This is a genomic window from Actinomadura harenae (genome assembly GCF_003696215.1).
Lineage (GTDB): Bacteria > Actinomycetota > Actinomycetes > Streptosporangiales > Streptosporangiaceae > Spirillospora > Spirillospora harenae.
This window is the reverse complement of the sequence record NZ_RFFG01000012.1, coordinates 13,819-30,837: the sequence shown is the minus strand read 5'-3', so window position 1 is coordinate 30,837 and position 17,019 is coordinate 13,819. Positions and strand designations below refer to the sequence as shown.

General features: G+C 73.4%; 21 protein-coding genes. 18 read left to right on the top strand and 3 right to left on the bottom strand.

The genetic code is table 11. From position 1 onward, the window contains the following. Positions 1-173: 173 nt before the first annotated feature. The 4 genes from EBO15_RS08920 to EBO15_RS08905 all read left to right on the top strand — a co-directional run bounded on the left by EBO15_RS08920 (position 174) and on the right by EBO15_RS08905 (position 4,010). The gene (locus EBO15_RS08920) at positions 174-749 is read left to right on the top strand and encodes a YqgE/AlgH family protein (protein ID WP_122193857.1); all 576 of its coding nucleotides are present in this window, start codon (positions 174-176) and stop codon (positions 747-749) included. 17 nt (positions 750-766) lie between these two features. Continuing rightward, positions 767-1,021, top strand: a complete 255-nt coding sequence (locus tag EBO15_RS08915; protein ID WP_122193856.1) for a DUF3039 domain-containing protein — start codon at positions 767-769, stop codon at positions 1,019-1,021. Positions 1,022-1,127: 106 nt separating this feature from the next. Next, the gene (locus tag EBO15_RS08910; protein ID WP_233616061.1) at positions 1,128-2,228 is read left to right on the top strand and encodes a zinc metalloprotease; all 1,101 of its coding nucleotides are present in this window, start codon (positions 1,128-1,130) and stop codon (positions 2,226-2,228) included. Between the two features lie 36 nt (positions 2,229-2,264). Beyond that, entirely contained in the window at positions 2,265-4,010 is a 1,746-nt protein-coding gene (locus EBO15_RS08905) for a DEAD/DEAH box helicase (RefSeq protein ID WP_122193934.1), read from the top strand. A 41-nt stretch (positions 4,011-4,051) separates the two neighbouring features. Here the strand turns inward: EBO15_RS08905 and EBO15_RS08900 are convergent, their stop codons facing one another. From EBO15_RS08900 to EBO15_RS08890, 3 genes are read right to left on the bottom strand one after another with little or no spacing between them, the layout of a single operon-like run. Next, positions 4,052-4,597: a gluconokinase gene (locus EBO15_RS08900; RefSeq protein WP_233616060.1), complete on the bottom strand. Its 546-nt coding sequence runs from the start codon at positions 4,595-4,597 to the stop codon at positions 4,052-4,054. Then, positions 4,594-5,172, bottom strand: a complete 579-nt coding sequence (locus tag EBO15_RS08895; protein ID WP_122193855.1) for an isochorismatase family protein — start codon at positions 5,170-5,172, stop codon at positions 4,594-4,596. Before EBO15_RS08895 ends, EBO15_RS08900 begins: the two co-directional genes overlap by 4 nt. Before the next feature lie 44 nt (positions 5,173-5,216). Further along, positions 5,217-6,560 carry a nicotinate phosphoribosyltransferase gene (locus tag EBO15_RS08890; protein ID WP_378236689.1) on the bottom strand — a complete coding sequence of 448 codons (1,344 nt, stop codon included), beginning with the start codon at positions 6,558-6,560 and terminating at the stop codon, positions 5,217-5,219. Between the two features lie 234 nt (positions 6,561-6,794). On the opposite strand from EBO15_RS08890, the gene clpS reads away from it, so the two are divergent. The 14 genes from clpS (at position 6,795) to EBO15_RS08825 (ending at position 17,014) form a co-directional block, all read left to right on the top strand. After that, positions 6,795-7,091 (top strand): ATP-dependent Clp protease adapter ClpS, encoded by a 297-nt coding sequence (gene clpS / locus EBO15_RS08885; protein WP_122193854.1) that lies wholly within the window; start codon positions 6,795-6,797, stop codon positions 7,089-7,091. Then, entirely contained in the window at positions 7,091-7,672 is a 582-nt protein-coding gene (locus EBO15_RS08880; protein WP_122193853.1) for a DUF2017 domain-containing protein, read from the top strand. Before clpS ends, EBO15_RS08880 begins: the two co-directional genes overlap by 1 nt. A 93-nt stretch (positions 7,673-7,765) precedes the next feature. Continuing rightward, positions 7,766-8,734, top strand: coding sequence for an MEDS domain-containing protein (locus EBO15_RS08875; protein ID WP_122193852.1), 969 nt, complete (start codon positions 7,766-7,768; stop codon positions 8,732-8,734). Then, positions 8,731-9,780 carry an MEDS domain-containing protein gene (locus EBO15_RS08870; protein WP_122193851.1) on the top strand — a complete coding sequence of 350 codons (1,050 nt, stop codon included), beginning with the start codon at positions 8,731-8,733 and terminating at the stop codon, positions 9,778-9,780. Before EBO15_RS08875 ends, EBO15_RS08870 begins: the two co-directional genes overlap by 4 nt. A 46-nt stretch (positions 9,781-9,826) precedes the next feature. Beyond that, positions 9,827-10,240 carry a Mov34/MPN/PAD-1 family protein gene (locus tag EBO15_RS08865; protein ID WP_122193850.1) on the top strand — a complete coding sequence of 138 codons (414 nt, stop codon included), beginning with the start codon at positions 9,827-9,829 and terminating at the stop codon, positions 10,238-10,240. A gap of 35 nt (positions 10,241-10,275) precedes the next feature. Further along, entirely contained in the window at positions 10,276-10,398 is a 123-nt protein-coding gene (locus EBO15_RS46750) for a hypothetical protein (RefSeq protein WP_267898390.1), read from the top strand. 70 nt (positions 10,399-10,468) lie between these two features. Continuing rightward, positions 10,469-10,741, top strand: coding sequence for a MoaD/ThiS family protein (locus EBO15_RS08860; protein ID WP_122193849.1), 273 nt, complete (start codon positions 10,469-10,471; stop codon positions 10,739-10,741). A gap of 16 nt (positions 10,742-10,757) precedes the next feature. Continuing rightward, complete coding sequence (locus EBO15_RS08855; protein ID WP_122193848.1) at positions 10,758-11,705, top strand: PLP-dependent cysteine synthase family protein; 948 nt, start codon at positions 10,758-10,760, stop codon at positions 11,703-11,705. Positions 11,706-12,029: 324 nt separating this feature from the next. Then, positions 12,030-12,872, top strand: a complete 843-nt coding sequence (locus EBO15_RS08850) for a thioesterase family protein (RefSeq protein ID WP_122193847.1) — start codon at positions 12,030-12,032, stop codon at positions 12,870-12,872. Positions 12,873-13,051: 179 nt separating this feature from the next. Beyond that, a complete protein-coding gene (murI, locus tag EBO15_RS08845) occupies positions 13,052-13,915 on the top strand; it encodes a glutamate racemase (RefSeq protein WP_122193846.1) in 864 nt (287 codons plus the stop codon). Positions 13,916-13,973: 58 nt separating this feature from the next. Next, positions 13,974-14,723 carry an MBL fold metallo-hydrolase gene (locus tag EBO15_RS08840; RefSeq protein WP_122193845.1) on the top strand — a complete coding sequence of 250 codons (750 nt, stop codon included), beginning with the start codon at positions 13,974-13,976 and terminating at the stop codon, positions 14,721-14,723. A 321-nt stretch (positions 14,724-15,044) separates the two neighbouring features. Then, complete coding sequence (rph, locus tag EBO15_RS08835; protein ID WP_122193844.1) at positions 15,045-15,764, top strand: ribonuclease PH; 720 nt, start codon at positions 15,045-15,047, stop codon at positions 15,762-15,764. Further along, positions 15,761-16,369, top strand: a complete 609-nt coding sequence (rdgB, locus tag EBO15_RS08830; RefSeq protein WP_122193843.1) for an RdgB/HAM1 family non-canonical purine NTP pyrophosphatase — start codon at positions 15,761-15,763, stop codon at positions 16,367-16,369. Before rph ends, rdgB begins: the two co-directional genes overlap by 4 nt. A 156-nt stretch (positions 16,370-16,525) precedes the next feature. Continuing rightward, positions 16,526-17,014, top strand: coding sequence for a hypothetical protein (locus tag EBO15_RS08825; RefSeq protein WP_122193842.1), 489 nt, complete (start codon positions 16,526-16,528; stop codon positions 17,012-17,014). The last annotated feature ends 5 nt before the right edge of the window (positions 17,015-17,019 follow it).

Here is a 17,019-nt window from a genome sequence, read left to right as displayed (position 1 = left end):
CGTGACCTCCGGCCCAGCGACCCGACGGGACCGCGCCCCGCGCACGGCCGTAAATCTAGAGCATGCTTAAACGCTGACCCATTTTTCTTCATATCCCCCCGGCGGGGCCCCTGTAACAGGGCAACCGGTGGGGGGATGTGCCGCCGGGGCGCGCGGCGACGCATGATGGTGCAATGGACGACGGCATCACGGTGGGGACCCTGCTGGTGGCGACCCCCCAGCTCGACGACCCCAACTTCCGGCGCACGGTCGTGCTGGTCGTCGAGCACGACGGCGACGGCGGGACGCTCGGCGTCGTCCTCAACAGGCCGACCGAGGTGCCGGTCGACCGCGTGCTGCCGCCGTGGGCCGAGCTGGTCACCGGCCCGTCGGTGGTGTTCCAGGGCGGCCCGGTCGCCCTGGACAACGCGCTGGCCCTGGCCCGGCTGCCGGGCGAGGACGAGCCGCTCGGCTGGCGGGCGCTCGACGGCGAGCCCGCGGTGGCCAGAGTCGGCCTCGTCGATCTCGACGCCCCGCCCGCGCTGCTCGCGCCCGAACTGCTCCAGCTCCGCGTGTTCGCGGGGTACGCGGGCTGGGGCGCGGGCCAGTTGGTCGGCGAGATCGAGGACGGCGCCTGGTATCTGGTCACCGCCGAGGCCGGCGACGTGTTCGCCGCCGAGCCCGAACGCCTCTGGCAGCAGGTCCTGCGCCGCCAGGCCGGAGACCTGGCGTTCGTGTCGACCTTTCCCGACGACCCCACCCTGAACTGACGGCTAAGGTGAATGACGTGAGCACGAAGATCCTTCCCGAGAGCGACGTTCGGCCGGACCTGTCGACCGGTGACGGCGACCACGAGCGGTTCTCCCACTACGTCAAGAAGGCCAAGATCACCGAGAGTGCCGTCACCGGCACGCCGGTGGTCGCGCTGTGCGGCAAGATCTGGGTGCCGAACCGCGACCCGAAGAAGTACCCGGTCTGCCCGGAGTGCAAGGAGATCTACGAGTCGATGAAGCCCGGCGGCGGCAAGGACGGCGACAAGTAGCCGGGTTCCGCGCGCGTTCTTCGGCGTGATCCCCCGGCCGGTCGTGCGACGATCGGCCGGGGGATCACGACGTTTTCCGGTACGGGTCTGTTCGGGGGAATGACTCATGAGGCGGGGTTTCGCGCTGTCGCTGTGCGCCGTGTCGGTCACGTTCGGTATGGCGGCGAGCGCGGATGGTGACGTCCGTCCGGTTGTGGCCGCCGCGTCCCGCCCGGGCGCGCCCGGGGTGGCGCGCGCGGTCGCCGCCGTCCATGCCGCCTGCGGTCGCCGGAGGCCCGCGTCCGGCGCGGAGGCGGGGGCCGCGCGGGCGGGACGAGGCTCGGACGGCCAGACGCTGGGACGGGCCCGGTTCGACGCCCTGGAGGCGGATCTGCGGCGCCGGATGGTCGCGCGGTTCGGGACGCCCGACATCGCGGCGGTCGACAGGGCGGCGGTCGACAGGGCGGCCGTCGACAGTGAAGCGGTCGACAGGGCGGCTCGGCGGGCGGGGGCGCTGAACGTGCCGGTGCGGGTCCACGTGCTCACGGACGGCGCCGAGGGGGCCCTGTCCGACGCGGAGGTCCGGCGGCAGCTGGCCGCGCTCAACGACGCCTACGGCGGACGCTTCGGAGGCGTCGACACGATGATCGGCTTCCGGCTGACCGGAATCGACCGGACGCGGCGTCCGGACTGGTTCCGTGACCCGAAGCGGTTCGAGCAGCGGTTCAAGCGCGCCCTGCGCCGCGGCGGGCCCGGCACGCTGAACCTGTACACGGCCGCCGTCGGCTCGGACGTGCTCGGCTTCTCGACGTTCCCGGAGGCGTACCGGGCCAAGCCGGTGCTGGACGGCGTGGTGATCGACTACCGGGCCGTCCCGGGCGGCCGGTTCCGGCACTACGACCGGGGGTTCACGGCCGTCCACGAGATCGGGCACTGGCTGGGGCTCTACCACACGTTCGAGAACGGCTGCCGGCCGCCCGGGGACTCGGTCGACGACACCCCGTACGAGGCGTCCGCGGCCGAGGCCTGTCCTATGAGGAAGGACACCTGTCCGCAACCGGGAGACGATCCGATCCACAACTTCATGGACTACGCCTGGGACGACTGCATGCGCGAGTTCACCGCAGGTCAGGGGCAACGTGTGCGGGCCGTCTGGGCGGTCTACCGGGCGGGCCGGGCGGGGGCCCGCAGGGGACATGCGGCGCGATCTGTCGGTCGGGATCGGTAGCCTTCGATGACCGTGAGCACCTTCGCCGCATCGAGCATGCCCCCAGCGTTCCCCGAACGGGCCGCGTGGGGGACCGCGTCGTCCCTTCGCGCCTGGCAGCAGCAGGCCCTCGAGGTCTACTTCGGGACGGACGGCACGCAGCCCGGTCCGCGCGACTTCCTGACCGTCGCGACCCCGGGCGCGGGCAAGACCACCTTCGCGCTGCGCCTCGCCCGCGAGCTGCTGGACCGCCGTCTCGTCCAGGCCATCACCGTCATCTGCCCGACCGAGCACCTGAAGCGGCAGTGGGCCGAGTCCGCCGCCCGCGTCGGCATCAAGATCGACCCCGAGTTCCAGAACGGGCAGGGCGCGGTCGGCCGCGAGTTCCACGGCATCGCCGTGACCTACGCGACCGTCGCCGCGCGCCCCGCGCTGCACCGCAACCGCACCGAGATGAAGAAGACCCTGGTCATCTTCGACGAGGTGCACCACGCGGGCGACGGCCTGTCCTGGGGCGACGCGGTGCGCGAGTCGTTCGAGCCCGCGACGCGGCGGCTGAGCCTGTCCGGCACGCCGTTCCGCACCGACATCAACCCGATCCCCTTCGTCCAGTACGAGGAGGGGCCGGACGGCATCCGCCGCAGCCGCGCCGACTACACCTACGGCTACGGCCCGGCGCTCGCCGACGGCGTCGTCCGGCCGGTGATCTTCCTGGCGTACTCGGGCGAGATGCGCTGGCGCACCCGCGCGGGCGACGAGCTGGCCGCCAAGCTCGGCGAGCCCCTCACGCAGGACCAGATGTCCCAGGCGTGGCGCGCGGCGCTCGACCCCAAGGGCGACTGGATGAAGCACGTCCTGGCGTCCGCGGACAAGCGGCTGACCGAGCTGCGCCGCGCCATCCCGGACGCGGGCGGCCTGGTCATCGCGACCGACCACGAGTCGGCGCGCGCGTACGCCAAGACGCTGCGCGAGGTGTCCGGGCAGGGCGCGACGATCGTCCTGTCGGACGACCCGACCGCGTCCAAGAAGATCAAGGCGTTCGCCGACACCGAGGACCGCTGGATGGTCGCCGTCCGCATGGTGTCCGAGGGCGTCGACATCCCGCGCCTGGCCGTCGGCGTGTACGCGACCTCGACCAGCACGCCGCTGTTCTTCGCGCAGGCCATCGGGCGTTTCGTCCGGGCCCGCAAGCGCGGCGAGACCGCGTCGGTGTTCCTGCCGTCGGTGCCGACGCTCATGGGGCACGCGGCCGAGATGGAGACCGAGCGCGACCACGTCCTCGACCGTCCCGTCCGCGAGGACGGCCTGGACGACGAGCTGCTCGCCGAGGCCAACCGCGAGCGCAACACCCCGGACGTCGTGGGCGACGAGCTGGCGTTCGAGACGGTCGAGGCGTCCGCGACGTTCGACCGCGTCCTGTACGACGGCGGCGAGTTCGGCATGCAGGCGCTGCCCGGCTCCGCCGAGGAGGAGGAGTTCCTCGGCATCCCCGGGCTGCTCGAGCCGGAGCAGGTCACGCAGCTGCTGCGCAAGCGGCAGGCCGACCAGATCAAGAACGAGCGGAGCCGCAAGACCGGCGACCCGCGCGCCGACCGCACCGCCGCGGAGGACCTGCACGCCCTCCGCAAGGAGCTGAACGGCCTGGTCGGCGCCTGGAGCCACCGCACCGGCCAGCCGCACGGCGTGATCCACTCCGAGCTGCGGCGGACGTGCGGCGGGCCCGTCCTCGCGCAGGCGTCCGGCGACGACGTGCGCAAGCGCATCGAGAAGATCCGCGACTGGGCCGCCCGCCGCCGCTCCTGACCTGCCCCGCCTCGGACGCCCGGCCGCCGAGGACCGGCCGGTCAGGGGCGGACGGCGGCGGTGACGAGCGCGACGAGCTCGTCGGCGGGGGCGTCGACGGGCAGGACGAGGACGTGCTCGTCCGGCGCCGGGCGCTCCAGGACGCGGAACTGGCCGTCGAGCATGCCCGGCCGGAAGAAGTGGCCGGACCGCCGGGCCATCCGGAGGGCGATGAGGGCGCTGTCACCGTCCAGGAAGACCGGGAGCACCTCGGGACGGTCCCCGGTCAGCAGCGTCCGGTAGGAGCGCTTCAGGGCCGAGCAGGTGACGACGGCGGGACGGCCGTCCGCGCGGCGCTCGTCGATCCAGGCGGCGATGGTGTGCAGCCAGGGCGTCCGGTCGGCGTCGGTGAGGGGGATCCCGGCGGTCATCTTGGCGATGTTGGCGGCCGGGTGGAAGTGGTCGGCGTCGGCGAAGTCCCAGCCGAGGCGCTCGGCGAGCAGCCGCCCGACCGTGGTCTTGCCGCTGCCCGCCACACCCATGACCAGCACGATCGGGGTGGCGGGCAGGGGACGTCCCCAGGCGGCGCGGGCTTCGTCGGGGCTCACGGGCGCAGCACGGGGTCCCCGCTCAGGGCGACGCCCGCCGAGCGCAGCTCGGCCAGCGCGCGGTCGGTGGTGTCCCGCGCGACGGCGGCCGTGAGGCCGAGCAGGACGCGGGTCCGCAGCCCCTGCCGGACGCCGTCCAGCGCGGTCGCCCGGACGCAGTGGTCGGTCGCGATGCCCACGACGTCCACCTCGTCCACGCCGCGCTCGCGCAGCCAGTCGCCGAGCAGCTCGCCGTCGTCGTTCAGGCCCTCGAAGCCGCTGTAGGCGGCGGCCTCGCGGCCCTTGCTGAACACCATCTCGATCGGCGCGAGGTCCAGCTTCTCGTGGAAGTCGGCGCCCGCCGTGCCGATCACGCCGTGCGGCGGCCAGGTGTTGACGAAGTCGGGCTCGTCCGAGAAGTGCGCGCCCGGGTCCAGGTGGAAGTCGCGCGTCGCGATGACGTGCGCGTAGTCGCCGCCCTTCTTCGCGACGTGCGACGAGATCGCGGACGCGACGTCGGTGCCGCCGCTGACGGGGACCGACCCGCCCTCGCAGAAGTCGTTCTGGACGTCGATGATGAGCAGTGCCTTGGTCATGATCGCTCCTCGCTGTCGTCGGGCCACGGACTGTGGCCACTCAATCAGTGGCGCGGCCCGCCGTCCACGAACTCGGTGGGGAGGGCGGGCTCGCCGCGGGAGAGCTGGAGGGCCGTCGCGGGGAGCTCGGCGAGGGCCGCGGTGTGCCGGTCGCGGGCGGCGGACAGCGGCTCGCGGCCGACGACCTCGCCCTTGGTGACCAGGGGGATCTGGAGCAGCCGGTCCCGGCCGCCGGGCTGCGGCTCGCCGGTCGTGACGACCTCGGCGCACGCGGTGCCGTGGCCGTCCAGACGGCGCAGCGCGGACTTGCGGCCGCCGCGGCTCGGCTTGCCCGTGGACCGCTTGGCGACCGGGCGCATCGGGGCGTCCGCGCCGGGCCCGTCGGCCCGCGCGACGATCTTGTAGACCAGCGACGCGGTCGGCGCGCCGGACCCGGTGACCAGGGACGTCCCGACGCCGTAGCCGTCCACGGGGGCGGCGGCGAGCGCGGCGATGCCGTACTCGTCCAGGTCGCCGGTGACCATGATCCGGGTGCCGGTCGCGCCCAGGCCGTCCAGCTGGGCCCGGACGCGGCGGGCCATCATGCCGAGGTCGCCGCTGTCGATCCGGACCGCGCCGAGCGCCGGCCCGGCCAGCTCCACCGCCGTCCGGACGGCCCGCTCGACCTCGTAGGTGTCCACGAGCAGCGTCGTGCCGTCGCCGAGCGAGTCGAGCTGGGCGCGGAACGCGTGCCGCTCGCTGTCGTGGAGGAGCGTGAAGGCGTGCGCGGCGGTCCCGGCGGTCGGCACGCCGTAGCGGCGGCCCGCCTCCAGGTTGGACGTGGTGGTGAAGCCGGAGACGTACGCGGCGCGCGCGGCGGCGACGGCGGCCTGCTCGTGCGTCCGCCGCGACCCCATCTCGATCATCGGGCGGCCCCCGGCGGCGACCGCCATCCGGGACGCCGCGGACGCGATCGCGCAGTCGTGGTTGAGGATCGACAGGACCACGGTCTCCAGCAGCACCGCCTCCGCGAACGTCCCCTCCACGGTGAGGATCGGGGAGTTCGGGAAGTAGCAGTCGCCCTCGGCGTAGCCGCGGATGTCGCCGGTGAAGCGGTACTCGGCCAGCCACTCGGCGGTCGGCTCGTCCACCACGTCCCGCTCCCGGAGGAAGGCGAGCGTGTCGGCGTCGAACCGGAAGGCCTCCACCGCGTCCAGCAGCCGCCCGGTGCCCGCGACCACGCCGTAGCGGCGTCCGGCGGGCAGGTGGCGGGCGAACACCTCGAACACCGCGCGGCGCTCGGCCGTGCCGGACCGCAGCGCGGCGGTGAGCATGGTCAGCTCGTACTGGTCGGTGAGCAGCGCGGTCGTGCCGGAGATAGCGGTCGTGCCGAAACTTCCAAGGTCCACAGCGCAAACCCTACTGAGCGGCGTGAACGCCACGGTGGCCGGAGGCGTCCGACGCGTGCGCACCGGATGACCGAAACGGGTTGGGAACCGTGGGACGCCTGTGACGCATGGGGCGTATGCGGCCTCTGGGGCCGGAGGTGACACGGGGGCGTCGTCCCCGTACGGAGGCCGCACGAACTAGCATTCGTGGAGAGGGGCGGCCATCTGGACCGGGGGAGAGGAAGACGGCGAGCCATGAGCAGTGCACCCGCACCGGTCGAACTCGAACGACCGGACATCGCCGAGGAAGTGGCCTCGGACCGGCCGTGGCTGGCGATCGTGTGGAACGACCCGATCAACCTCATGTCGTATGTGACGTACGTGTTCCAGGCCGTCTTCGGCTATCCGAAGTCCAAGGCCGAGAAGCTGATGATGGACGTTCACCACAAGGGCCGCGCGGTCGTCGCGAACGGCACCCGCGAGGAGATGGAACGGGACGTCGAGGTCCTGCACTCCTACGGCCTGTGGGCGACCGTGAGACGGGACGACTGATGAAGGTGCGCAAGGGACGGGACGGCGCCGTCCGGATCCGGTTCGAGCCGGAGGAGGCCGCCCTCGTCCGGACGCTGATGGAGCAGATGCTCGACCTGCTCGGCGATCCGCCCGGCGCGGACGACGAGCTGGCCGCCGTCGGGATCAGCGACCGGGCGACCACGCCCGAGGACCCCGTCCTGGCCCGGCTGTTCCCGGACGCCTACCGCGACGACGGCGAGGCCGCCGGGGAGTTCCGCCGCTACACCGAGATGGGGCTGAGGGACGGCAAGCGCGAGGCCGCCGGGATCGTCCTGTCGGGCCTCGCGGACGCCTTCGGCGCGCCCGGGGGCAAGGACGGGGCCGGGTCACGCGCGGAGAAGGCGTCGCGCGCGGAGGTGGAGCTGACCACCGAGCACGCCCAGGCGTGGCTGCGGGCGCTCAACGACGTCCGGCTGGCGCTCGGCACGCGGCTCGACATCTCCGAGGAGTGGTACGAGGAGGCCGAGGGCCTCGACCCGTCCGATCCGCGGATGCCGATGTACGCCGCCTACGACTGGCTCACGATGCTTCAGGAAAGCCTCGTCCGGGCCGTCTGGTAGGGCTATTTTGGCGGGGTAGGGCGAGCTCGACGGCGGACCCGGATCCCCTTCGCCCCGGCATGTCCGCCGCCCCGACCTCCGGGAGGCGTGACCATGTCCACGCTGGGAGACGACGGTCTTCCGCCGCCGCCATCGGCGGCCGGTCAGGGCGCCACGGACGCCCCGGGCGCCACGGCCGTCGCGGTCGGTGAGGCGCGCTTCGGCGACCATCTCGCGCTCGCCTTCACCGGCGACGAGGAGCGGTACGCGGTGCTCGCCGCCTACGTCCGGGACGGGCTGGACCGCGACCACAAGATCGTCTACATGGCCGACCAGGAGGACGCGGACGCCGTCCTGGACCGGCTCGCCGCCGTCCCCGCCTTCGCCGACGCGGGTGTGGACGTGCGCGAGGCCGCCGGGGACGGCCGGCTGGCGCCGCGTCCGGTGATCGAGGCGTTCATGGCGTCCGGGCGGTTCGACCCGGACATGACCGTCGACCTGCTCGGCGCGGAGGTCGACCTCGCGCTCGTCCAGGGGTACCGCGGCGTCCGGATCACCGGCGAGACGTCGTTCTCGCTGCGCGGCTGGCCGGGCACCGAGCGGTTCCGCGAGTTCGAGCACCAGTGCCAGGAGGCGTTCCGCGCGCCCGGCTCCCGCGCGATGACGATCTGCCAGTACGACCGCCGCTGGTTCGGCGCCGAGCAGCTGAGACTGCTGCTGGCCTGCCACGACGGCCTCGTCCGGGTGGACGACCTGCACGACGACGGCGTCCTGCGGATCACACCGACCTTCACCCCGCCCGGCCTGGCGCTGTCCGGCGCGGTCGACGAGTCCACGCTGCCCGCGCTGCGCGCCGCGCTGGACGTCGCCGCCCGCCGCGAGGGGCACCTCTGCCTCGACCTGTCCGGCCTGGCCTTCTGCGACACCGAGGGACTGCGCGCGATGCTCGAGATCCGCACGGCGGGCGGGCCGATGGACCGCCAGGTCGTGCTCCGGTCCGTCCCGGGCTACCTGGCCCTGATGCTCCGGATCGCCAGCTGGGACCGCCTTCCCGGCGTCTTCGTGGAGGAGGCGGCGCCATGACCCCCGGCACTCCCGCGCCCGCACCGGCGTCCGGCGCGCGCCACGACACCCCCGGCGGCCGCCCCGCGAACCGGTCGTCCCTGGACCGCCTCCGGCACCGCGCGCTCCTCTACGGCTCGGACGCCGAGTTCCGCAGGACCGCGCTCGCCCACCTCGCCGAGGGCGCCGCCGCCGGGGACGTCCTGGTCGCGATCCTCCCCGAGTCGCGCCGCGACCTCCTGCGCGCCGCCCTCGCCGACGCGCCCCCGGGCGCCGGGCTCGGCCCCGGGGACGTCGAGTTCCTGGACGCGTCGGACTGGTACCGCTGCCCGACCACGACCATCGCGTCCTTCCACGAGCGCGGCCGCACCGACTGGTGGCGCCGCGGGCGGCTGCGCGTCCTCACCGAGCCGCCGTGGGACGGCCGCAGCCCGCTGGAGATCGTCGAGTGGCTGCGGCACGAGTCGCTGCTGAACGTCGCCTTCGAGGCCACCTACACCCTTCTGACCTGCGCCTACAACATCCACACCGTCCCCGGGGACGTGCTGGCCGTGGTCGCCCGCACCCACCCGGCCTTCGCGGACGCCACCCGCGAGTGGCCCAGCCCGTCCTACACCGATCCGGCGGCCTTCTACGCCGAGTGCAACCGGAGCCCGCTCGGCCCGCCGCCGGCGGACGCCGAGCACTGCCGCTTCACCACCGGGCAGCTCCCGGACGTCCGGAACTTCCTGTCCTGGCAGGCGGAGCGTTCCGGCCTGGCGTCCGAGCGCCGCCTGCCGTTCCTGCTGGCCGCGAACGAGGTCGCGACGGCCGTGATCCGCAACGGCGGCGGCCGGGGCGAGCTGTGGGTCTGGGCGGCGGCGGGCGAGCTGGTCTGCGAGCTCGCCGATCCGGCCGCGCGGGTCGAGGACCGGTTCCTCGGGCACATCCCGCCGCGTCCCGACCGTCCGGCGGAGGCGGCGATGTGGGCCGTCCGCTGCCTGTGCCACATCGTGGAGATCCGCTCGGACGCCCGGTCCGGCACCCGGTTCCGCCTGCACGTGCGCCTCGCGGGACCCGCCCGTTGAGCGGGCGGCCCCACCCGGGCGCGGGGACGGCGGGTAGCCTTCGGCCATGTTGACGATCGAGCGTGCCCTGGTAGACAAGATCGTCGCGCACGCGCGCGCGGACCACCCGGACGAGGCCTGCGGCGTGGTCGCCGGCGCCGCCGGGTCGGACCGTCCGGCCAGGTTCGTCGCCATGACCAACGCCGAGCGCTCGCCGACGTTCTACCGCTTCGACTCGATGGAGCAGCTCAAGGTGTGGCGGGAGATGGACGACCGGGACGAGGAGCCCGTCGTGATCTACCACTCCCACACCGCCACCGAGGCGTACCCCTCGCGCACCGACGTGTCCTACGCGTCCGAGCCGAACGCCCACTACGTGCTGGTGTCCACCCGGGACGCCGATGAGGTGGAGTTCCGCTCGTACCGCATCGTGGACGGCGAGGTGACCGAGGAAGAGGTCGCCGTCGTCGAGGGCTACTGAGTGGTAGAGAGCTACTAACAGGTAAAATGAGCGCTATGTGGACGACGAGCGGCCCCCGGATCGGGGACGGCGCGGTGCCTCCGGTGCAGAGTTTTCTGTTCGGGCACTCGCGCGCCGAGGTCGTCTACGACTGTCCGTCCTCGCGACTCCTCTCGTAAGACCCCGCGCCCCGTCCGGCCTTCCGCCGTCGACGGGTTTCGCCCAGCACCACAAAAGGAGACTTTCGCGATGGCGATCGAGGTTCGGATTCCCACCATCCTGCGCACCCACACCGATGGCGCCAAGGCCGTCGAGGGCAAGGGGAGCACGCTCGACGAGCTGTTCGCCGACCTGGACACCCGGCACCCCGGCCTGCGGGGCAAGCTGGTGGACGGCGGCAGGCTGCGCAAGTTCGTCAACGTCTACCTCAACGACGAGGACGTCCGCTTCCTCGACGGGCTCGGCACCGAGCTCGCCGACGGCGACGACGTCACCATCCTGCCCGCCGTCGCCGGCGGCTGAGCGGCGCGCCCGTGCCATGCGCTTCGACTCGCTGCTCGACTCGCTGGGGCACACGCCGCTCGTCGGCCTGCCCCGGCTGTCCCCGTCCCCGGACGTCCGCCTCTGGGCGAAACTCGAGGACCGCAACCCGACCGGCTCGGTGAAGGACCGTCCCGCTCTCTGGATGATCGCCCAGGCGGAGAAGGACGGCCTGCTCGCCCCGGGCTGCACCATCCTCGAACCGACGTCCGGCAACACCGGGATCTCGCTCGCCATGGCCGCGCGGCTGCGCGGCTACCGGATGGTGTGCGTGATGCCGGAGAACACGTCCGAAGAGCGCCGCCAGATCCTCCGCATGTGGGGGGCGGAGATCATCGCGTCCCCGGCCGCCGGGGGCTCGAACGAGGCCGTCCGGGTGGCGAAGGGCCTCGCCGCCGAGCATCCCGACTGGGTCATGCTCTACCAGTACGGCAACGAGGCCAACGCCCGCGCCCACTACGAGACCACGGGCCCGGAGCTCCTCGCCGACCTGCCGTCGGTGACCCACTTCGTCGCAGGGCTCGGCACCACCGGCACCCTCATGGGCGTCGGCCGCTACCTGCGCGAACGGGTCCCGGACGTCAAGATCGTCGCCGCGGAGCCGCGGTACGGCGAGCTCGTCTACGGCCTGCGCAACATCGACGAGGGCTTCGTGCCCGAGTTGTACGACGAGTCGGTCCTGACCACCCGTTTCTCGGTGGGCTCGGCCGACGCCCTCCGCCGCACCCGGGAGCTGCTCGACCAGGAGGGCATCTTCGCCGGGCTGTCGACCGGCGGCGCCCTGCACGCCGCGCTCGGGATGGCCCGGAAGGCGGTCAAGGCCGGAGAGCGGGCCGACATCGCCTTCATCGTCGCCGACGGGGGCTGGAAGTACCTCTCGACCGGCGCGTACGAGGGCACTCTGGAGGAGGCCGAAAGCCGCTTGGAGGGTCAACTCTGGGCCTGAGCCGCATTCCTCTCCGTTCCCGTAGATAGCCGGACGATCATGGCGTCCCGGTCCGGACGGAACGGGATTCGCCCACGTCGGAAGTGGAGTTCGGGCGGACGACGCGCCGTCCGAACTCCATACTTCTGTGTGTGCGGGCGGGCTAGGCGCGACCGGCACGTCCGGGGCATCGGGCCTGCTCCGGACGGGGTGCTTCCGGGGCAGGCGAGGTGGACCGGGACGGCCGGTCGCGGGTGGTTCCCGAGGAGCGGCCGCGCGCCGCGCGGCGGGGATCGGTACGCTCGTTCTCGAACGTGGTTCTAGAAGGCCCCCGGGAGGACGCGGATGAGCAGGTTCGGGGACGCGACGTCGGTCGAACGGCTCGCCGAGGGCCGGTACCGGGCCGAACTGGACGAGGGCTTCGGATTCGCCCAGGCGCTCAACGGCGGCTACCTGATGGCCGTTCTCGGCCGCGCCGCCGTCGAGGCGTCCGCCCACGCCCACCCCGTCTCCACCAGCGCGGCGTTCCTGCGCGTGGCGAAGCCGGGCCCGGCCGAGATCGTCGTGGAGCACCGCAAGAGCGGCCGGACGGCCGACATGTTCCGCGCCACCCTCGTCCAGGACGGCAAGTCCATCGTGGACGCCCAGATCACCACCGCCACGCTCGACCCGGCCGCCGAGCCGGTCTGGGCCGGCGACCGGCCCGCCCCCGCCCTACCTCCGGTCGCGTCCTGCTCGATCCTGGACGAACCGCCCAAGAACACCACCCCCAGGATCGCCGCCCCGGACGACGAGTTCGGCGACCGCGGCGACCGGGGCTTCGCCGACCGCGTGGACATGCGCTTCGACCCGTCCACCATGGGCTGGCTGGACGGGCGTCCCAGCGGTCGCCTCGAGGGCCGCGCCTGGTTCCGCCTCCGCTGCGGCTACGAGCCCGACGCGTACTCCCTGGCGCTCGCCGTCGACGCCCTCCCGCCCGTCGCCCTCAACGTCGACGCGAAGGGCTGGTCGCCGACCGTGGAGCTGACCTGGCACCTGCGCGCCGTCCCCGCGCCGGGCTGGCTGGCCGTCCTCGGCACCGGCCGGCTCTCCGCCGGCGGCTGGTTCGACGAGGACGTCGAGATCTGGGACTCCGCCGGGCGCCTGGTCGCCCAGTCCCGCCAGCTGGCCCGCACCGGCCGCGCCTGACCCGCGCCGGGCCCGCGTCGCCAGGCCCGCTCGCGCGCGGGGGAGTGTTCGCTTACTCACCCCCGCGGTGAGCCTTCTCTGACCGGGCTCCCGGCGGGCCCGGCTGTGACGCGGCGGACGCTGTGATGTCGGCCGCATGACGTCCGAGTCACGGCCGGGAGCGCCTAGCCTTGGGGACCATGTCAGACGCGCCCATCGGGATCTTCGACAGCGGGTTCGGCGGTCTCACGGTGGCCCGCGCCATCCTGGACCAGCTCCCCAACGAGCCGGTCCTCTACCTCGGGGACTCGGCCCGCCAGCCGTACGGTGAGCGGTCCATCGCCGAGGTCCGCGCGTTCTCGCTGGAGATGCTCGACCGGCTGGTGGACGAGGGCGTCAAGGTCCTGGTGATCGCGTGCAACAGCGCGTCCGCCTCGGTGCTCGCCGACGCCCGCGAGCGCTACGACGTCCCGGTGGTCGAGGTGATCCGTCCCGCGGTGCGCCGCGCCGCGGCCGCCACCCGCAACGGGCGCGTCGGGCTCATCGCCACCCGGGCGACCGTGACGAGCCGCGCCTACGAGGACGCGTTCGCCGCCGCCCCGCGGATCGACCTCGTCAGCGCCGCCTGCCCCCGGTTCGTCCCGTTCGTGGAGGCGGGGGTGACGATGGGCGACGAGGTTCTCACCGCCGCCCGCGAGTACCTCCGGCCCATCGTGGAAGCGGGATGCGACTCCCTCATCCTGGGGTGCACGCACTATCCGCTCCTGGCGGGCGTCATCTCGTATGTCGTCGGGGACGGGGTCACACTGGTCTCAAGCGCCGACGAGACCGCCAAGGACGTGTACCGCGTGCTGCACGATCAGGGACTGGCCCGGCCCGAAGGGACCGGACGCCCGGAGCACCGCTTCCGGGCCACCGGCGATCCCGCCGTGTTCGCCGAGCTCGGCCGACGCTTCCTCGGGCCGGAGATCGGCGCGGTGGAGCCCGTCCGCGCCGGGTCGGTCCTGGAAGTGAACGCGGGCGGAGACGTCGTCCTGGACGCGGACCTGGCGCGGACGTCCTGACCTACTGAAGCCCCTGGAGGGGTACGGAATCCTCGGGAAGACACAAGGAGGAGTGAGCGTGCGGGTCACTGTGATCGGCTGCTCGGGCAGCTTTCCGGGGCCGGACAGCCCGGCGTCCTGTTACCTGGTGGAGGCGGACGGGTTCGCGATGCTGCTGGAGCTCGGCAGCGGCGCCCTGGGCGTCCTGCAGCGGTTCCATTCGCCGTACGACATCGGCGCGGTCCTGCTCTCCCATCTGCATCCCGACCACTGCATGGACATGTGCGGCTTCTACGTGGCCCGCAACTACCATCCCGACGGCCGCGCGCCCCGGATCCCCGTCTACGGCCCCGCCGACACCGGGGCGCAGATGTCCCGCGCCTACGGCCTGCCGTCCGACGACGGCATGGACGAGGCGTTCGCGTTCCACCCACTCCCCGGCGGCGCCTGGGAGATCGGCCCGTTCACCGTCACCGCCGTCCGGACGCCCCACCCGGTCGAGGCGTACGCCTTCCGGATCGAGGCCGGTGGACGCGTCCTGGCCTACTCCGGCGACACGGGCGAGTCGTCCGACGTGGTGGAGCTGGCCCGGGGCGCCGACCTGTTCCTCTGCGAGGCGTCCTTCCTGGACGGCCCGAACCTGCCGCCCGAGCTGCACCTGACGGCCCGCGAGGCGGGTGAGCACGCCGCCCGCGCCGGTGCCGGACGCCTCGTCCTCACGCACCTCGTCCCGTGGAACGACGCCAACCGGTCCCTGGCCGAGGCCAAGTCCAGCGGTTTCGGCGGTCCCATCGAGCTCGCCCACGTCGGCGCCGTCTACGACGTCTGACCACCGCGACGTCCGACCACCGCGACGTCCGACCACCGCGACGTCCGACCACCGCGACGTCCGACCACCGCGACGTCCGACCACCGGCCGTCTCACCACGCCGCCACGGTCCCCACCCCGGACCGAGCCGCGTTCCACCGCGCTCCGGCCTGACGCCCCACCCCCGGCGTCCCACCGGGCGCGGCCTTCCACAAGCATCTGACCTGGGCGGACGGCGCGATCCGCCGGCCTGCCCGGGACTCTGAGGCGTCCTCGGCGGGCCGGACGGGACGCCGGGCTCGGGGGCGTGGGCGGTCGGGCGAGGGCGTTAGGGTGGTGGGCATGGCACGACCTGAGGACCGCGCGGCAGACCAGCTCCGAACCGTTCGCATCCAGCGCGACTGGCTCGATCACGCCGAGGGCTCGGTGCTGGTCGAGTTCGGCGCGACCCGGGTGCTGTGCGCGGCCTCCGTCCAGGACTCGGTGCCCCGCTGGCGGCGCGACAGCGGTCTCGGCTGGGTGACCGCCGAGTACGCGATGCTGCCGCGCGCCACCCACACCCGCAGCGACCGCGAGTCCGTCAAGGGACGGCTCGGCGGCCGCACGCAGGAGATCTCCCGGCTGATCGGCCGGTCGATCCGGGCCTGCATCGACTTCAAGGCGCTCGGCGAGAACACCGTCCAGCTCGACTGCGACGTCCTCCAGGCGGACGGCGGCACCCGCACGGCCGCGATCACCGGCGCGTACGTGGCGCTCGCCGACGCCGTCTCGTGGATGCGCGAGCGCGGCCTGGTCAAGGCCGACCCGCTGGTCACCTCCGTGGCCGCGGTCAGCGTCGGCGTGGTCGACGGCGAGGCCCGGCTCGACCTGGAGTACACCGAGGACGTCCGCGCCGAGACCGACATGAACGTCGTCTGCACGGGCGACGGCCGGTTCGTCGAGGTGCAGGGCACCGCCGAGGGCGCGCCGTTCGACCGCGCCGAGCTCGACGCCCTGCTCGACCTCGCCGCGGGCGGCTGCGCCGAGCTGACCCGGCTGCAGGCCCAGGCGCTCGGCCGATGAGCCGGGTCGTCCTCGCCACCCGCAACCAGGGCAAGATCGACGAGCTGCGGCGGATCCTCGACGGCATCGAGGTGATCGGTCTCGACGTGTTCCCGGACGCCCCCGAGGTGCCCGAGACCGAGCTGACCTTCGCCGGGAACGCGCTGCTCAAGGCCCGCGCGATCGCCGCGCACACCGGCCTGCCCGCCGTCTCGGACGATTCGGGCCTGTGCGTCGACGCGCTGAGCGGCATGCCCGGCGTCCTGTCCGCCCGCTGGTCCGGGCGCTTCGGCGAGAAGACGGGCGACAAGGACCGCGCCAACCTCGACCTCGTCCTCGACCAGCTCGCCGACGTCGCCGACGACGCCCGCGCAGCCCACTTCTACTGCGCCGCCGCCCTCGTCGTCCCCGGCCACGCCGAGCACGTCGTGGACGGCAGGATGCACGGCGTCATCCTGCGCGAGCCGCGCGGCACCGGCGGCTTCGGCTACGACCCGATCTTCCTGCCGGACGGCGAGACCCGGTCGAGCGCCGAGCTCGACCCGGCCGAGAAGGACGCCATCAGCCACCGCGGCCGGGCCTTCCGCGCCCTCGCCGAGATCCTCCCGCGCGCCCTCTCCGCCTGACCTCCTCGTGAGCCGAGCCCGCCCCTCCTCGGGGGGCGGGCTTTTCTCATCCGTCCACCGCGCTCGCCGAAGTCGGAAGAAATCCGGATCCATGACAACCGGGCGCGGGACGGCGGGGGTTGTAGGGGGTGTAGTTCGACTTCCCCGAGGAGCAGCATGATCAACATTGCCGGCCGACGGCGCGCGGCCGCGACGATCGTCGCCGGGCTGGGCGGCGCGGGTGTGCTCGCCGCAGGGATCTGGCTCGGCGCCGGCGAGGACGGCGGCACGACGCGCACGGCCACGGTCTCCGCGAACGAGTCGGCCCGCGCGCACGCCGCCGCCCCCAAGGTCAAGCCGAGAACCCCCGGATGGACCTGCCCCCAGACCCGGCCCGCCACGCCCACGGCCAAGCCCAGCACAGCGACGCCCATCCCGACGAGGCCGCCGCGTCCGATGCCGTCCACGGCCACGCCGACGCGTCCCAGCACGCCGCCGAAGCCCGTTCCGTCGGTCAAGGGCGTCCCGGCGGGTGAGCCGAGCCCGATCCCGTCGACCGCCGGGGGCAAGCCGCGGCCGTCCACCCGTCCGGGCGAGCCGTACTGCGTGACGCCGACGCCCGCGCCCGTCCCGCCGAAGGTCGAGCCGACCGAGTCCGGGCAGTAGGGACG

What these genes read in the sequence shown, in the direction of transcription:
- rph (WP_122193844.1), top strand. Translation starts at nt 15,045, where the DNA reads ATGGCACGACCTGAGGACCGCGCGGCAGACCAGCTCCGAACCGTTCGC.
- EBO15_RS08920 (WP_122193857.1), top strand. Translation starts at nt 174, where the DNA reads ATGGACGACGGCATCACGGTGGGGACCCTGCTGGTGGCGACCCCCCAG.
- EBO15_RS08910 (WP_233616061.1), top strand. Translation starts at nt 1,128, where the DNA reads ATGAGGCGGGGTTTCGCGCTGTCGCTGTGCGCCGTGTCGGTCACGTTC.
- EBO15_RS08875 (WP_122193852.1), top strand. Translation starts at nt 7,766, where the DNA reads ATGTCCACGCTGGGAGACGACGGTCTTCCGCCGCCGCCATCGGCGGCC.
- rdgB (WP_122193843.1), top strand. Translation starts at nt 15,761, where the DNA reads ATGAGCCGGGTCGTCCTCGCCACCCGCAACCAGGGCAAGATCGACGAG.
- EBO15_RS08895 (WP_122193855.1), bottom strand. Translation starts at nt 5,172, where the DNA reads ATGACCAAGGCACTGCTCATCATCGACGTCCAGAACGACTTCTGCGAG.
- EBO15_RS46750 (WP_267898390.1), top strand. Translation starts at nt 10,276, where the DNA reads ATGTGGACGACGAGCGGCCCCCGGATCGGGGACGGCGCGGTGCCTCCG.
- EBO15_RS08880 (WP_122193853.1), top strand. Translation starts at nt 7,091, where the DNA reads ATGAAGGTGCGCAAGGGACGGGACGGCGCCGTCCGGATCCGGTTCGAG.
- murI (WP_122193846.1), top strand. Translation starts at nt 13,052, where the DNA reads ATGTCAGACGCGCCCATCGGGATCTTCGACAGCGGGTTCGGCGGTCTC.
- EBO15_RS08855 (WP_122193848.1), top strand. Translation starts at nt 10,758, where the DNA reads ATGCGCTTCGACTCGCTGCTCGACTCGCTGGGGCACACGCCGCTCGTC.
- EBO15_RS08905 (WP_122193934.1), top strand. Translation starts at nt 2,265, where the DNA reads ATGCCCCCAGCGTTCCCCGAACGGGCCGCGTGGGGGACCGCGTCGTCC.
- EBO15_RS08870 (WP_122193851.1), top strand. Translation starts at nt 8,731, where the DNA reads ATGACCCCCGGCACTCCCGCGCCCGCACCGGCGTCCGGCGCGCGCCAC.
- EBO15_RS08825 (WP_122193842.1), top strand. Translation starts at nt 16,526, where the DNA reads ATGATCAACATTGCCGGCCGACGGCGCGCGGCCGCGACGATCGTCGCC.
- EBO15_RS08865 (WP_122193850.1), top strand. Translation starts at nt 9,827, where the DNA reads ATGTTGACGATCGAGCGTGCCCTGGTAGACAAGATCGTCGCGCACGCG.
- EBO15_RS08850 (WP_122193847.1), top strand. Translation starts at nt 12,030, where the DNA reads ATGAGCAGGTTCGGGGACGCGACGTCGGTCGAACGGCTCGCCGAGGGC.
- clpS (WP_122193854.1), top strand. Translation starts at nt 6,795, where the DNA reads ATGAGCAGTGCACCCGCACCGGTCGAACTCGAACGACCGGACATCGCC.
- EBO15_RS08860 (WP_122193849.1), top strand. Translation starts at nt 10,469, where the DNA reads ATGGCGATCGAGGTTCGGATTCCCACCATCCTGCGCACCCACACCGAT.